Annotated in this window: 15 protein-coding genes; 13 read left to right on the top strand and 2 right to left on the bottom strand. The window is 72.6% G+C overall.

Annotation, left to right across the window (positions count from 1 at the left end; all coding sequences use genetic code 11):
- Window positions 1-78 precede the first annotated feature (78 nt).
- Complete coding sequence (locus tag WMF17_RS20850) at window positions 79-999, bottom strand: transposase (RefSeq protein ID WP_437603835.1); 921 nt, start codon at window positions 997-999, stop codon at window positions 79-81.
- Between the two features lie 311 nt (window positions 1,000-1,310).
- On the opposite strand from WMF17_RS20850, the gene WMF17_RS20845 reads away from it, so the two are divergent.
- Both WMF17_RS20845 and WMF17_RS20840 read left to right on the top strand, forming a co-directional pair.
- Window positions 1,311-2,777, top strand: a complete 1,467-nt coding sequence (locus tag WMF17_RS20845; RefSeq protein WP_437650863.1) for a hypothetical protein — start codon at window positions 1,311-1,313, stop codon at window positions 2,775-2,777.
- Window positions 2,726-3,499, top strand: a complete 774-nt coding sequence (locus WMF17_RS20840; protein ID WP_437650861.1) for a hypothetical protein — start codon at window positions 2,726-2,728, stop codon at window positions 3,497-3,499. The genes WMF17_RS20845 and WMF17_RS20840 overlap by 52 nt, the downstream gene beginning before the upstream one ends.
- A 74-nt stretch (window positions 3,500-3,573) precedes the next feature.
- On the opposite strand, the gene WMF17_RS20835 is transcribed toward WMF17_RS20840, so the two are convergent.
- The gene (locus WMF17_RS20835; RefSeq protein ID WP_437650859.1) at window positions 3,574-3,975 is read right to left on the bottom strand and encodes a PEGA domain-containing protein; all 402 of its coding nucleotides are present in this window, start codon (window positions 3,973-3,975) and stop codon (window positions 3,574-3,576) included.
- A 134-nt stretch (window positions 3,976-4,109) separates the two neighbouring features.
- Between WMF17_RS20835 and WMF17_RS20830 the strand changes: the two genes are divergently transcribed.
- The 11 genes from WMF17_RS20830 to WMF17_RS20780 are packed head-to-tail and all read left to right on the top strand — an operon-like array spanning window position 4,110 to window position 13,696.
- Entirely contained in the window at window positions 4,110-5,663 is a 1,554-nt protein-coding gene (locus tag WMF17_RS20830; RefSeq protein ID WP_437650857.1) for a radical SAM protein, read from the top strand.
- Window positions 5,660-7,162 (top strand): radical SAM protein, encoded by a 1,503-nt coding sequence (locus tag WMF17_RS20825; RefSeq protein WP_437603831.1) that lies wholly within the window; start codon window positions 5,660-5,662, stop codon window positions 7,160-7,162. The genes WMF17_RS20830 and WMF17_RS20825 overlap by 4 nt, the downstream gene beginning before the upstream one ends.
- On the top strand, window positions 7,159-7,902 hold the full coding sequence (locus tag WMF17_RS20820; RefSeq protein ID WP_437493617.1) for an SDR family NAD(P)-dependent oxidoreductase: 744 nt from the start codon (window positions 7,159-7,161) through the stop codon (window positions 7,900-7,902). Before WMF17_RS20825 ends, WMF17_RS20820 begins: the two co-directional genes overlap by 4 nt.
- On the top strand, window positions 7,902-8,645 hold the full coding sequence (locus WMF17_RS20815; RefSeq protein WP_437603829.1) for an SDR family NAD(P)-dependent oxidoreductase: 744 nt from the start codon (window positions 7,902-7,904) through the stop codon (window positions 8,643-8,645). Before WMF17_RS20820 ends, WMF17_RS20815 begins: the two co-directional genes overlap by 1 nt.
- Window positions 8,645-9,238: a hypothetical protein gene (locus tag WMF17_RS20810; RefSeq protein ID WP_437603828.1), complete on the top strand. Its 594-nt coding sequence runs from the start codon at window positions 8,645-8,647 to the stop codon at window positions 9,236-9,238. Before WMF17_RS20815 ends, WMF17_RS20810 begins: the two co-directional genes overlap by 1 nt.
- Window positions 9,238-9,714, top strand: coding sequence for a 3-hydroxyacyl-ACP dehydratase FabZ family protein (locus WMF17_RS20805; protein WP_437650855.1), 477 nt, complete (start codon window positions 9,238-9,240; stop codon window positions 9,712-9,714). The genes WMF17_RS20810 and WMF17_RS20805 overlap by 1 nt, the downstream gene beginning before the upstream one ends.
- Window positions 9,711-10,622 carry a beta-ketoacyl synthase N-terminal-like domain-containing protein gene (locus WMF17_RS20800; RefSeq protein ID WP_437650853.1) on the top strand — a complete coding sequence of 304 codons (912 nt, stop codon included), beginning with the start codon at window positions 9,711-9,713 and terminating at the stop codon, window positions 10,620-10,622. Before WMF17_RS20805 ends, WMF17_RS20800 begins: the two co-directional genes overlap by 4 nt.
- Window positions 10,619-11,866: a beta-ketoacyl-[acyl-carrier-protein] synthase family protein gene (locus WMF17_RS20795; protein ID WP_437650851.1), complete on the top strand. Its 1,248-nt coding sequence runs from the start codon at window positions 10,619-10,621 to the stop codon at window positions 11,864-11,866. The genes WMF17_RS20800 and WMF17_RS20795 overlap by 4 nt, the downstream gene beginning before the upstream one ends.
- Window positions 11,863-12,621: an SDR family NAD(P)-dependent oxidoreductase gene (locus WMF17_RS20790; protein WP_437650849.1), complete on the top strand. Its 759-nt coding sequence runs from the start codon at window positions 11,863-11,865 to the stop codon at window positions 12,619-12,621. The genes WMF17_RS20795 and WMF17_RS20790 overlap by 4 nt, the downstream gene beginning before the upstream one ends.
- Window positions 12,618-13,247 carry a nitroreductase family protein gene (locus tag WMF17_RS20785; protein ID WP_437603823.1) on the top strand — a complete coding sequence of 210 codons (630 nt, stop codon included), beginning with the start codon at window positions 12,618-12,620 and terminating at the stop codon, window positions 13,245-13,247. Before WMF17_RS20790 ends, WMF17_RS20785 begins: the two co-directional genes overlap by 4 nt.
- Window positions 13,244-13,696 carry a phosphopantetheine-binding protein gene (locus WMF17_RS20780; protein ID WP_437603822.1) on the top strand — a complete coding sequence of 151 codons (453 nt, stop codon included), beginning with the start codon at window positions 13,244-13,246 and terminating at the stop codon, window positions 13,694-13,696. The genes WMF17_RS20785 and WMF17_RS20780 overlap by 4 nt, the downstream gene beginning before the upstream one ends.
- Window positions 13,697-13,708 lie beyond the last annotated feature (12 nt).

The following is a 13,708-nucleotide window of genomic DNA, read 5'->3' as shown; positions in this document are numbered from 1 at the left end:
CAAACGGGCGTTCCCGATGACGACGCCTAGAAGCTGTCCCCTCCTGCCCGTCTCGCTGTCGCGCCCCCGCGCGAGGTGCTATCCCGTGAGCACCACGTCATTGACGCTGGCGCCGTGAAACGTGCGCATCCACCACGTCCCTACCGGGAAAAGGACGCTGCGCACGCCAGCTCGCCATCGTTCGAGCGCAGCACGGTACGACGCGCGAAACGCACGTACAGCGGTAGCAGCGGTTTGCCACGAGTCACCCTGGTCACGGCCGACGGCGAATGTCGGATTGCGCCCGCGCAATTCCTCGGAACTCGTGGCTCGCTCGTAGGGGGAGACCCTGCTGACTCGCTCGGCGCCCAAGAAACGGAGCCCTTGCCGCTCCGCCTCCGCACGGGCCTGCGCTTCCAGACGCTCGAGTTCGGCAGCGATCTGATGGCGAAGGCTCTCCGCGTTCTCCTGTTCGATGCCCGGCGGCAGCGCCAGGGGCAGCGTTGCTTCCTCGACCCACTGCGGATTCTCCGGATCGAGATACACTGAGGGACGTGTCGCGCGCAGCACGCCACAGCCGAGCTCGCCCACATCCACCTTGACGCCCGGCCATTCCCTCGCATGTCGGACCAGACCAGCGGCCACTGGGTTTGCGAGCACGTAGGCGATCTTCTCCACCACCGCCGCCGGCGTCAGCAGCCGTACCACGCTCGTGGCCTCGTGGTCCCATACTGGCCCTTCCCACTTGCGCAGCACCTTCGTGCCCAGCGCGACGAGGCGGTGGAAGAGCTGCAAGAAGCGCGGCAATACGCCGTGCACATCGGTCACCACGAGGTGCAGATGCGTCGACATCGCGCAAAGAGCGTGAACCTCGACGCCGTAGCGGCGCGCTGAGACAGCGAGGGCGTAGACCAACAGCTGGTTCATGGCCACATCGGGGCGCAACAGGAAGTGACGGCGCAGGACGCGACGGGTGAGCAGGTAAGTAGCGCCTGGGGCGATCGCGCGAGGCTGGCTCATGGCCGGAGCGCAGAGACAAACGCCGCGCCGTGAGTCGGTGTGAATCATTTCAAGGGTTTGCTCCGCTCTCAGGGTGGCGGCGGCGGGATTCCGCCAGTTTCCGCCACCCTGGGCCGGCGCGGCGGTTCCCAACCTGGGTCGGGTCGGCGGCGGTTCCCAACCTGGGTCGGGTCGGCAGCGTTCCCAACCTGGGTCGGGTTGCCCCGCCTAACCTGGGTCGGGTTGCTGACCGCGGTTCCCAACCTGGGTCGGGTTGTGCCGGGGGCGAGGGCGACGGACATCTGCTGGAATGTCCGCCTATGGCTCGCCCCGTGATGTATCTCTCCTGTCGAACAACTGCCCTGCTGCTCGGGCTGATCGGGGCCTGGGCCGCGTGCTCGTCGTCCCCGTCGGGCGGCGGCGGTGGCTCGCCGCTGGCCGGCGACGGCGGCAGCGGTGCCGCCAGCGGTGCCGCGCCTCCCGACGCCGGCCACACGGGCGGCGGGGGCGGCTCGCCGCAGGGCGGCGACGGGGGTGCGGACGGCGGCGGCGGCACCGGCGGCGCGGGCGGCGAGGGCGGGGGCTGCGTCGTCGTGGAGACGCCCGCCGAGGACCCGGTGCCGCCCGTCGGCGCCACGCCGTGGGTCTTTCCTCCGGATGCGCCCTACGAGCAGCGCCCCCCGTGGCGCGCGGGCTCGTGCACCGGCTGGTCGCAGGTCCCGCCCGTCTACGATTACCCCGCGCCTGCCATCTCGGACGAAGGCCTGTGGATCGTCAGCGGCCAGTACCTGAGCTCCTCGCACGTCCTGCATCTCACGCGCTGCGGCTGGACGATGACGGGCTTCGGACCGCGCCTGTCGCTCTACAACGTCGCTGCCGGGACGGACTGGGTTGCGACCTCCACCAGCGACAGCACCCAGCTCCCGTACCGCCGCGGCGGGACCTGGTACAACCTCGCTCATCCGGAGCCCGGAGCCGGCACCGGCCGTGTCCACAACGTCGGTGGGATCCTGGCGCTCACCACGTTCGGGGGGACGATCGACCTGTACGACCCGTTGACCGGCTGGCGCCGGATCCTCCCGGCGGGCACCGGGAATCCGCACGCGCTCTGGGGCGATCCGGCGGACCTCTTCGAGACCTACGACACCGGCGTCCGGCGGTGGGACGGTTCCCGCTGGCGAGAGCTCTCCGGCCCGGCGCCGCAGCGCTACGCCGCGATCGCGGGGAGCGGGACCGAGGTGTTCGTCTCCGCCACCGAGGAGCTTTACCTGGTCTCGGGCGATTCGCTCGTACAGCAGCCCGCGCCGGACTGCGGAGACGGCGCCGCCGTCACATCCTACGCCGACCTGGCGGCCGGGGGCGGGACGCTGGCCCTCAGCGTGAAGTGCCGCGCCGCCAGCTCGGACGCGTCGACGTTCCGGGTCTTCCTCCGGAGCGGCGGCGCGTGGGTCGCGACGCCCGCGCTCCCGGCGCCGATCCCGTTGCAACCGCCCACGAACGACGCCCCGGCCCTCCGGGTCGACCCGGCGGGCGTCGTCTATGCCAGCGCGGCCGACGGGCAGATCCAGCGGCTCGATCCGACCGGCTGGACATCGCTCGTGGAGACGCCCGCGCCGACGTGGAGGTCGTTCGCGGGCCGCACGCGCGACGAGCTCTACGCCATCGGCGACGGCGTCGCCCGACTCGCGGCGGACGGCCTCACGTGGGCGCCGGTCGCCGGCTCCGAGGCCATCCGCGGCCGCTCGGCGTGCAGGCGCCGGACGGCGCGCTCTTCGTCGTCGCGATGGACGCCGGCGTGAGCTCGGTCTGGCGACACGACGGCGCGGCATGGACGCGCGACCTGTCGCTGCCGGCCGCGTCGACTTCGAACATCGTGGGGCGAGCGTCGTCCGAGGTCTACGTCGCGCTGGACAACACCCTCCACCGCTGGGACGGCGCCGCGTGGTCGTCGCTGGGCGCGTCGCCGTGCGACGGGCGGGATCCGATCATGGCGCGCCTCGCGCTCGCGGGCGCGCAGGCCGTGGTCGCGCTGTGCGACAGGCACGCGCTGGACGACTCCCGGGGACCGTCGTTCGTGGAATGGGACGGCGCCGCCTGGTCCGAGTCGCCCGCGACCGGAGACTCCCTCGCGCAGATCGGCCCGCCCGACGCGCTGGAGGCCTACGCGTGGGAGAAGGCGCAGGGACTGGGCGCGTACCGCGTGCGCGATGACCTCGGCTGGGGGCTCGGCGCCTTGCCTCCCACGACGCACATCGAGGATCTCGCGGGCACGCCCGGGCGGCTCGTCGCGAGCGCCTCCTTGCACAACGCAGAGCCGTTCGACCAGTACCTCGGCCGGACGGACGGCACCTCGTGGACCCGCAACCACGACTGGATGCATTTCTCATCGAACAGCGAGACGGAGCTCCCTTCCCGGCTCTGGAGCGACGGCCGCTGGGTGGCCACAACGGTCAACCTGGGTGCGCGGAGCCACTACGGCGGCCTGGCGAACGCCGCCGTCCTGTGCGATCTCGGGCCGTAGGCTCGATCGCCCGTCATCGCGGGAGCTCGCGGCGCTGGCCTGCGCAGGACCGGCGACGCCGCGCGAGCGCGGCGCTACTTCTTCTCTTCGGGCTTCTCGCCCTTGGCGTCGCCAGCGTTCTCCCGGATGGAGGGCGGCGGGTCCGACTGGACCGTCTTCGCGTCGCCGGGCTCGAGCGTCACCATCATCGTGCGGTTGCCGCGCTCCGGATCCACGAAGGTCACCTCGTGCGTGCCGGGCGCGACCTTGCGCCCCGAGATCGGCGTCGTCCCGATCGGCTTGCCGTCGAGCAGGATCTCGGTGGGCTGCGCCGACACGACGTCGAGCATCGGCGCGTCGTCGAGCGGCGGCTCGGGCTCGGGCTCGGGTGGGGTGACGGCCGGCGGAGGCGTGGGCTCGACCGGCTGCGGCGGGCTCGCGGCCCCGCCGCAGCCGGCGAGCGCGATGACGAGGAGAGGAGCGGCGACACGGAGCATGCGGCGGAGGCTAGACACGAATCACGCGCGGGGGAATGGCCCGGCGACATCGCGCCTGCGCGGCGCGCGCGCGGTGCCAGCGCCGGGAAGCCGGGCGTTGCGCTGCCCGACCAGCCCAGGTACTCCTGGTCGCCATGTCGACCGTGGCGATCTGCGGAACGGGGAACCAGCGACAGCCGACGGAGCACGTCTACTACTCGTCGACGAAGAGCCTCTGCAAGACCTGCAAGCAGGCCGTCGATGCCAAGATCCAGTTTTCTGGTGGGGCGGTATATTTCGACAAGTTCTGCCCTGAACACGGCCACCAGCGGGTGCTCGTCGCCTCCAGCGTCGAATGGTACCTCGACGCGCTCTCCTTCCTTGCGCCGCACACGCCGCCGCGCGGCGAGATCCACGCCGTGCGGAGCGGCTGTCCCTTCGACTGCGGCCCGTGCGCCTCGCACCAGCAGAAGGTGTACATGCCCGTCGTCCCCATCACGTCGGCGTGCAACCTCGATTGTCCCATCTGCTACACGGTCAACAAGAACGAGGGGGCGCACCAGATGAGCGAGGGCGAGTTCGCCGCGATCCTCGGCCACCTCCGCGCCCAGCACGACGAGCTCGACATCATCAACTTCACGGGCGGCGAGCCCACCATGCACCCCGAGCTCCCGAAGCTCCTCCGCATGGCGTCCGAGGCGGGGATCCGCCGCCTCACCATCTCGACCAACGGGCTCAAGCTGCGGAACGAGGCCTACGTTCGCGAGCTCGCCGCCCTCGACGCGCGCATCGTGCTGTCGCTCGACACCTTCGACCCCGAGATCGACCAGCGGATGCTCGGCGCCAACACCGTGCGGGCCAAGCTCGAGGCGCTCGAGCTCCTCGAGGAGCACGACGTCACGACGACGCTCCTGCCCGCGATCGCGGCCGGCCTGAACGACAAGGACCTCGGCAAGCTCTTCGACCTGATGATGCGCAAGCCGAACATCGTCTCGCTCGAGCTCCACACGCTCACGTTCACGGGCCAGGGCGGCGCCGGGTTCGACCGCGCCGCGCGCATCACCACGCCCGATCTCCACCGGCTCCTCGAGGAGCACACCGGCGGCGCCATCGCCGCGCGCGACTTCGTCCCTTCGCCGCTCGCCCACCCGCACTGCTACTCGATCTGCTACCTGCTCGTGCTCGACGGCGGCGGCCTCGCCCCGTTCGCGCGCTTCATGGGCCGGGACAAGCTCTTCGAGCTGCTCGGCGACTCCCTCTACATCCAGCCCCGCGAGCCCGTCGAAGAGGCGCTCCGGACCGCGATGGACGAGCTCTGGGCCGATCCGGACAGGCTGCCCGAGAGCGAGGCGCTGCTCCGCACGCTGAAGCGCCTGCTCCGCGAGATGTTCCCCCCGGGCAAGCCGCTTCCCATCGCGCAGCGGCAGAAGATCGCCGAGCGCGCGACAAAGGCGATCTACATCCACTCCCACATGGACGAGGAGAGCTTCGACGTCGCCCGCGTCATGAAGTGCAGTATCGGCGTCCCCGACGTCGACGGCAGCAACATCCCGACGTGCTCGTACAACGTCCTCTACCGCGAGAACGACGCGCGCTTCGCCGATCCCGACATGCTCGCTCGCATGGGGCGGACCGCGCCGCACCCGCTCCTCGCGCCCGCGCCCCCCGCGAACAGGCGCTCTCTCCCGCTCCTCAAGGTGCCGTCATGACCGCGAAGCTCCCCCTCGTCGACCGGAAGTTCACGTTCACCCCGAGCGCGAAGGACCGCGAGGTCTTCCACTCCTTCTCGCGGGGGCTGTGCCCCCAGTGCAAGAAGGCCGTCGACGGCGTGAGGCTCCTCCGCAACGGCAAGGTGTACCTCCGCAAGCAGTGCCCGGCGCACGGGCAGAGCGAGGCGCTCATCTCCGGCGACGCCGACTGGTTCCTGAGGTCCCTCACCTACGTCAAGGAGGGATCCAGGCCGATCGAGTACTCGACCTCAGTCGAGCGCGGCTGCCCGGACGATTGCGGCCTTTGCCCGGATCACGAGCAGCACTCGTGCCTGCCGATCATCGAGATCACGAACCATTGCAACCTCGAGTGTCCGATCTGCATCGTGCAGAACCGGCACAACTACACGATGACGCGCGAGGAGTTCGGGCGCGTGCTCGACGGCATCGTGGCCAAGGAGGGGACGCTCGAGACGATCAACCTCTCCGGCGGCGAGCCGACGCTCCACCCCGAGTTCCTCGCGCTCCTCGACATGGCGTGCGCGAGGACCGAGATCGCGCGCGTCTCCATCTCGACGAACGGCCTCCGCTGCGCGAGCGATTACGCCTTCTGCGAGGAGCTCGCCCGGCGCAAGGTGTACGTGAGCCTCCAGCTCGACGCGCTCAGCAACCCGGCCCTCCGGGTCCTGCGCGGGGCAGGGGACCAGGCCGCCGCGCGGGAGAAGGCGCTCGCCAACCTGAAGAGGGCGGGCGTGCGCACCACCCTCGTCTCGACCGTGGCCCGCGGCGTGAACGACGACCGCATCGGCGACTGCCTCCGGCTGCTCTACGACAACGACTTCATCCTGTCGCTCACGTTCCAGCCCGCGGCGTACACCGGCTACGGCGGCGCCCACTTCGCGCCGCACGATCCGCTCGACGTCATGACCATCCCCGACGTCGTCCGCGCGGCCGAGGAGCAGACAGGGCTCCTCAAGAAGAGCGATTTCTTGCCGCTGCCGTGCTCCCACCCGAGCTGCTTCGCGCTCACCTACCTGCTCAAGGTCGACGGCGAGTTCATCCCGTTCCCCAGGTTCCTCGAGCTCGATCGCTACCTCGAGCTCCTGGCGAACCGCGGCACGATCCGGCCCGACGAGGAGCTCGAGGGCGCCCTGCGCGACGCGATCGACCAGATGTGGACGAGCTCGGGCCAGGTCCCCGACTGCGACCGGATCTTGAAGGTCCTGCGCCGGGCGATCTTCCTCATGTACCCCGAGGAGCGCGCCCTCGCGCTCGAGGAGCGCCTCCACATCGGCGAGGGCCTCGTGAAGACGGTGTTCATCCACGCCTTCATGGACGTGCACAACTTCGAGGTCGACCGCATCAAGAAGTGCTGCACCCACTACGCGCTCCCCGACGGGCGGCTGATCCCCGGCTGCGCGTACAACAACCTCTACCGCGACAAGGATCCGCGGTATGCGGGCCCGATCGGCGAGCCGCAGATCTGGGGCAAGACGTGACAGGCCTGCTCGCCGGCAAGCGCGCGATCGTCACCGGCGGTGGGCGCGGCCTCGGCCGGGAGATCTGCGCGACGTTCGCGCGGCACGGCGCCCGGGTGGCGTTCACCTTCACGAAGAGCGAGGAGGGCGCCCGCCGCCTCTGCGACGAGATCGCGGCCGCCGGCGCGGAGGCGCGCGCGTTCCGGGCGAGCGTCCTCGACGCGGACGCGACGCGCGCGATGGTGCGCGCCGTCGAGGAGGCGTGGGGCGGGGTCGACGTGCTCGTCAACAACGCCGGCGTGTCCCAGAACCTCCCGCTCGCGCTGCTCGAGGAGCAGGACTTCGATCACGTCCTCGACCTGAACCTCAAGGGCGCCTACCTCACGGCCCGCGAGGCGCTCCGGTCGATGATCCGGAAGAAGCGCGGCGTGGTGCTGAACATCGGGTCGCTCGCCGGGGTCAGGATGATCGAGGCGCCCATCCATTACTGCGCGAGCAAGGCCGGCCTGAAGGGGATGACCGAGGCCATGGCCAAGGAGGTCGCGCGGCACGGGATCCGCGTCCTGTGCGTCGCGCCCGGGCTGCTCGAGGACGGCGTCGGCCGCAACCTGCCCGAGCACCGCCTCGCCGACTACCTGAAGCACTGCGCGCTCGGCCGCGTCGGCACCTTCCGCGAGGTCGCCGAGCTCGCGGCGTTCCTCGTGTCCGATCGCAACGGCTACATGACCGGCGCCACCGTGGTGGTGGACGGGGGCGTGTGATGGCCGCCGCCGCCCCGAAGCCGCGCCGCTGCGTCGTCCTCGGCGGCTCGGGCACGGTCGGGCGCGCCCTGGTCGCGGAGCTCGCCCGGGCGGGGGCGCGCGTCGGGTTCACGTACAGGCAAGGGCGCGAAATCGCTGATGATTTGGTGCGCGCTCTCCCGGGTACGACCGCGATCGAGGTCGACCTCGGCGATCCGCGCGCGGCCGCGGAGGCCGCGGACGCGCTCGCGCGCCGGCTCGGGGGCGTGGACGCCTTCGCGCACTGCGCGGTCCGCACGTCGTCGGTCGAGCCGCCCGCGTTCGACGCGATCGAGGACGTCAGCTTCGAGGGGTTCGCCGACGTCCTCGCCGTCAACGTGACCAGCGCCTTCGCCGCCGCGCGGAGCCTGCTCCCGCACTTCGACGGCGGCGGGAACATCGTCCTGTTCGGCTCGGTCGACGGCATCAAGCCGGTGCCGTCGCCGGTCCCCTACGCCGTATCGAAGGCCGCCCTCGCCGGCCTCGTGCTCAGCCTCGCCAAGTCGCTCGGCCCGCGCGGGATCCGCGTGAACCTCGTGGCGCCCGGCGTCCTGGAGGCGGGCGCCTCGCGCACGCTGCCCGACGACCTGCGCAGGGAGTACCTCAAGCACTGTGGGCTCCGCCGCCTCGGCAAGGTCGAGGAGGTCGCGGCGCTCGCCGCGTGGCTCGCGCTCGAGAACACCTACGTCACCGGCCAGACGATGATGGTCGACGGCGGGCTCTGATGGCGGCGCCGTCCTCGTTGCGCCTCCGGGTGCTGGGCGGCCTCGCCGCGATGGCGTTCCTCGTCCACGGCGGCAACCACGTGCGGCGGGGCTCGCCGCACGACGTGCTCTGGATGTGCAACGTCGCGCCGCTCCTGCTCGCGGCCGGCTGCTTCCTCGCGAAGCCGGACCTCGCCGCGATCGCGGCGCTGTGGCTCGCGTTCGGCACGCCCATGTGGCTGCTCGACATCGCGACGGGGAGCGGGCTCATCCTGACCACGTTCCTGCCGCACGTGCTCTGTCCCGTCGTCGCCGTCCTCGCGGTGCGGGAGATGGGGCTCGCGCGGCGCGCCTGGCTCAAGGCCACGGGGGCGCTGCTCGCCCTCGGTGGGCTGACGCGCGTGCTCACGCCCCCGGAGGCGAACGTCAACCTCTCCCACCGCGTCTGGGCGGGCTGGGAGGCGATGTTCCCGCGCTACGACCGGTACTTCGTCCTCGTGGCGGCCGCGGCGGCGCTCACGTTCTTCGTCCTCGATCGCGCGCTCGCGGCGTGGCTCGGCCCGCCGCGCCGGGGCGCCGCGGACGGCATCACCCCCGGAGCGAGCACCCCCTGATGCGTTACATCCTCCTCGACCGGATCACGTCCGTCGAACCCGGCCGCTGCGCGCGCGGGCTGAAGGCGGTGACCCTGACCGACGAGGTCCTGCACGACCACTTCCCCGACTACCCGATCTACCCCGGCGCGCTGCTCGTCGAGGCGGCCGCGCAGCTCGCCGGCTTCCTCGTCGAGGTGACGGAGAACAGGCCGTCCGAGGCGCCGCGCCGCGCGCTCCTCGCGCAGATCGACAAGGCGAAGTTCTACCGTCCCGCGCAGCCGGGGGACAGCGTCGAGCTCTTCGCCGAGGTGGCGCAGTCGCTGGACGCCGCGGCGAAGCTCTCGGTCGGCGCCGACGTCCGCGGGGAGAGGTGCATGCGGGCGACGCTCACCTTCGTGCTGAAGACGATCGACTCGGAGCGCGTGCACGCGCAGCGGCGCTACCTCTACGCGCTGTGGACGCGCGAGCTCCCGGACAAGGTGTGGCTGCCGTGACGCTCGTGACCGGCCTCGCGTCCGTCGTGCTCTCTCCCGGTGATGCCTGCGATCCGTCGCCGTTCCTCCGCGAGAAGAAGAGCAGGAAGTACCTCGGGCTCCAGGACGCGCTCGCGGTGGTGAGCGCCGGGCGGGCGCTCGCGGCGGCGGGGCTCGCCGCGTCGCTGCCGGGCGAGCGCACCGGGCTCTACCTCGCGGTCGGCTACATCCCGTTCCTGGAGCGCGACATCGCGCCGGTGCTCGAGGGCTCGCTCGACGAGCGCGGCGATTTCAGCCCGACGCGCTTCGGCGCCGAGGGGTACACGCGCGCGCACCCGCTGCTCGCGTTCCGCTGCCTGCCCAACATGCCCGCCTACCACGTCGCCGCGAGCTTCGGCGTGGAGGGGCCGTACGCGGTGCTCTACCCGAGCGCGGGGCAGCTCTACCTCGCGCTCGAGGAGGCCGTGCAGGCGCTCGATCGCGGCGAGATCGACGTGGCGCTCGTGGTCGGGGTGGCGCACCAGCGCAACTACCTGGTCGAGCACCACATGCGGCGCATCGACGACCCCGTGCCCCGAGACCGGCTGTTCGACGCGTCGGCCACCGTCGTCCTGGAGCGCGGGGCCCACGCGGCGGGGCGGGGCGCGCCGGCCCTCGGCGAGCTCGCGTCGGTCGCGGTGGCGTACGCGCCGTTCGATCCGCTGTCCCGTGCGCCCGCGAAGCGCGAGGCGGTCGCCGTCGCGTCGTCCACGCAGGCCGACGGCGGCGGCGGAGACGCCGCGCTGGACGCGGGCGCGGAGCTCGGGCCCGCGTCGCCGCTCGTCGCGCTCGCGCGCGCGTGGGAGCGCGGCGCCGTCGAGGTCGTGCATCGCCTCGAGGGGCGCGACGGCATCACCGCGGAGAGCCGCTGGCTCCGGAGGGTCTCGTGACGGCGCGCCACGCGGTGGTCGTGACGGGGATGGGCGTCGTGTCGCCGCTCGGCGATCGCGTCGACGCGTTCGGCGACGCGCTCCTCGCCGGGCGGAGCGGCGTCGGTCACATCACCCTGTTCGACGCGTCCACCCTGCCGACGCGCATCGCCGGGCAGGCCCCGCTGCCGGCCGAGGTGCCGCTCGGCGACCGCAAGGTCGCGTTCGCGCTCGCGGCGGCGAGGCGCGCCGTGGAGGCGTCCGGGCTCGCGCTCGGCGCGGGCGGTGAAGCGCCGCGCGCCGACGCGGGCGTGAGCCTGGGCGTCGGCCTGGAGCTCTTCAACATGGATCACCTCGCGGCGGCGCGGCGCCCGGGGTTCGCGCTGCCGGAGGGGCTCGCCGCGCGGCTCGGCTTCATGCAGACGCCCTCGGAGGTCTGCGTCCACGCGCTGAGCCACCGCTTCGGCCTCGCCGCGCCGCCGCTCGTCCACGTGTCGGCCTGCGCCGCGGGCACCGACGGGATCGGCGCGGCCTACCGGCTCATCGCCGCCGGCCGCCGCCGCGTCATGCTCGCGGGCGGCACGGACTCGATGATCAACCCCCTCGGCGTCGCGGGCTTCTGCGCGCTCGGGGCGACGAGCCTCCGCAACGACCGGCCCGAGGCGGCGTCGCGGCCGTTCGACAGGACGCGCGACGGCTTCGTGATGGGCGAGGGGGCTGCCGTGCTCGTCCTGGAGCGGCTCGACGACGCGCGGGCCCGCGGCGCGCGCATCCTCGCCGAGGTGGCGGGGTACGGGACCAGCTTCGACGCCTACAAGATCAGCGATCCGCACCCCGAGGGGCGCGGCGCCTTCCTGGCGATGTCGCGCGCGCTCGCCGACGCGGGGATCGGCCCGGACGAGGTCGACGCGATCAACGCCCACGGGACGGGGACGCCGAAGAACGATCCCGCCGAGACGCTCGCCCTGAAGCGGCTGCTCGGCGAGCGCGCGCGCGGCGTCCCGGTCTCGGCGACAAAGTCGATGATCGGCCACCTGATCTCGGCGTCCGGCGCGGTCGAGGCCGTGGCCGCCGTCGTGTGCATGCTGCGCGGCGCCGTGCACCCGACGATCAACCTCCGCGAGCCGGACCCCGCGTGCGATCTCGACTATGTGCCGAACGAGGCGCGCGCGCACCGGCAGCGCCACGTGCTCTCGAGCTCGTACGGGTTCGGCGGGCACAACGCGGCCATCGTCCTGCGCCACCCGGAGTCGATCCGGCCGTGAGCCTCCTGCTCGAGGGCAAGCGCGTCGTGGTGACGGGCGCGAGCCGCGGCCTCGGCCGGGCCATCGCGCTCGCGTGCGCGCGCGAGGGCGCGGCCGGCGTCGGGATCGGCTACCGCGAGCGGGCGAGCGAGGCCGCGGACGTCGCGGCCGCGGTCGAGGCGGCGCGCGGAGGGCGCGCGCTGGCCCTCGGGTTCGACGTCGCCGATGAGGCGGCCGTGGCGGCCGCCGTGGCGCGGTTCGAGGCCGAGGTGGGGCCGATCGACGGCTGGGTCAACGGCGCCGGGGTCGTGGCGCCGGGGCTGCTCGTGACGGGCGACGTGGCGCAGATCCGGGCGCAGATCGAGACGAACCTGCTCGGCCCGCTCCTGTGCGCCCGCGCCGTGCTGCCGCGCATGATGCGGCGCAAGCGCGGCGTGGTCCTCAACGTGAGCTCCGTCGCGGCGGTCCGCCCTGCCCGCGGCCAGGCCGCCTACGCGGCGGCGAAGGGGGGGATCGAGGCGCTCACGCGCGCGCTCGCGGTCGAGTACGCGAGGAAGGGCATCCGCGTCGTCTGCCTCCGGCCCGGCCCGGTCGACACCGACATGCTGGGCGGGACGCGCGCGCTCGCCGGCGAGGAGATCGTGGCCCGCGTGCCGCAGCAGCGGATCGCCGCCCCGGGCGAGATCGCCGACTACGCGGCGTTTCTCCTGAGCGACAGGGCCGCGTACGTCACCGGCGCGGTGGCGTCGGTGGACGGGGGCTACGCGGTCGGATGACGCTCGAGGAGCTCCTGCGATCCCGCCGCAGCGTGCGGCGCTTCCTCCCGGAGCCGCCGCCGGACGGCGTGATAGAGCGGCTCATCGAGCTCGCCGTCACCGCGCCGTCGGCCAGCAACAAGCAGCCGTGGCGCTTCGTCGTCGTCAAGCGCCCGGAGGCGATCGCGGCGATGGCGAGCGCGGTGCGCGAGGCGGTGGCGACCGTGGCGGAGCACGTGCCGCCGGACAGCCAGGGGGCCTTCGTGGCCTACGGCGACTACTTCACGCGGTTCGAGGGGGCGCCGGTCGTGATCGCGCCGATCTACCGCGGGCACACCGTGCTGTCGGGCCTGGTCGCGCCCTCGCTGCCGGCGGCGCTGCGCGAGACGATCGCCGCGATGGAGCGCGACTCGGGGCTGACGGGCGCGTCGCTCGCGCTGATGAGCCTGCTCCTCGCGGCGCACGACGCCGGCCTCGGCGCGTCGGCGATGACCGGTCCGCTGCTCGCGGCGGGTCGGCTCAAGGAGATCCTCGGCGTGCCCGCGAGCTGGGGTATCGTCGCGCTCGTGGCGGTCGGGTACGCCGCCGGCGAGCCGGCGCCGACCGATCGCAAGGCGGGGAGCAAGGTCACCAGGTGGATCCGATGACGAACACGGACGCAGCGAGCGTGGACATCCCTCCGCACGTGGTCGAGGCGGTGAAGCGCTGCATCGTGGAGAGCCTCGCCGTCGAGGCCGACGCGGTCGAGCTCGGGAGCCGCCTCATCGACGATCTCGGCGCCGACTCGCTCGACTTCGTGGACATCGTGTTCATGGTCGATCACGAGCTCCACATCCGCGCGCGAGAGAGCGAGTTCAACTTCATCACCCGCCTCGATTTCTCCTCGCCCGAGGTGATGAAGGAGGGGTTTCTCACCGGGCCGGTGGTGGCCCGGCTGGAGACGTGGCTCCCGGCGCTCGCGGCGGTGGAGGACAAGACGCGGGTCACGCCGCGGCAGCTCTTCTCGCTCATCACCGTGGAGGCCCTCTGCATCGTGGCGGCGCGCCGGCTCGCGCCGCCCGCGGCCGGGGTGGCCCCGGCGGCGCCGCCGGAATAGCCGGAGGCTGCG

It is taken from the genome of Sorangium sp. So ce362, assembly GCF_051519845.1.
Lineage (GTDB): Bacteria > Myxococcota_A > Polyangia > Polyangiales > Polyangiaceae > Sorangium.
This window is presented reverse-complemented; position numbering and strand designations above follow the sequence as displayed.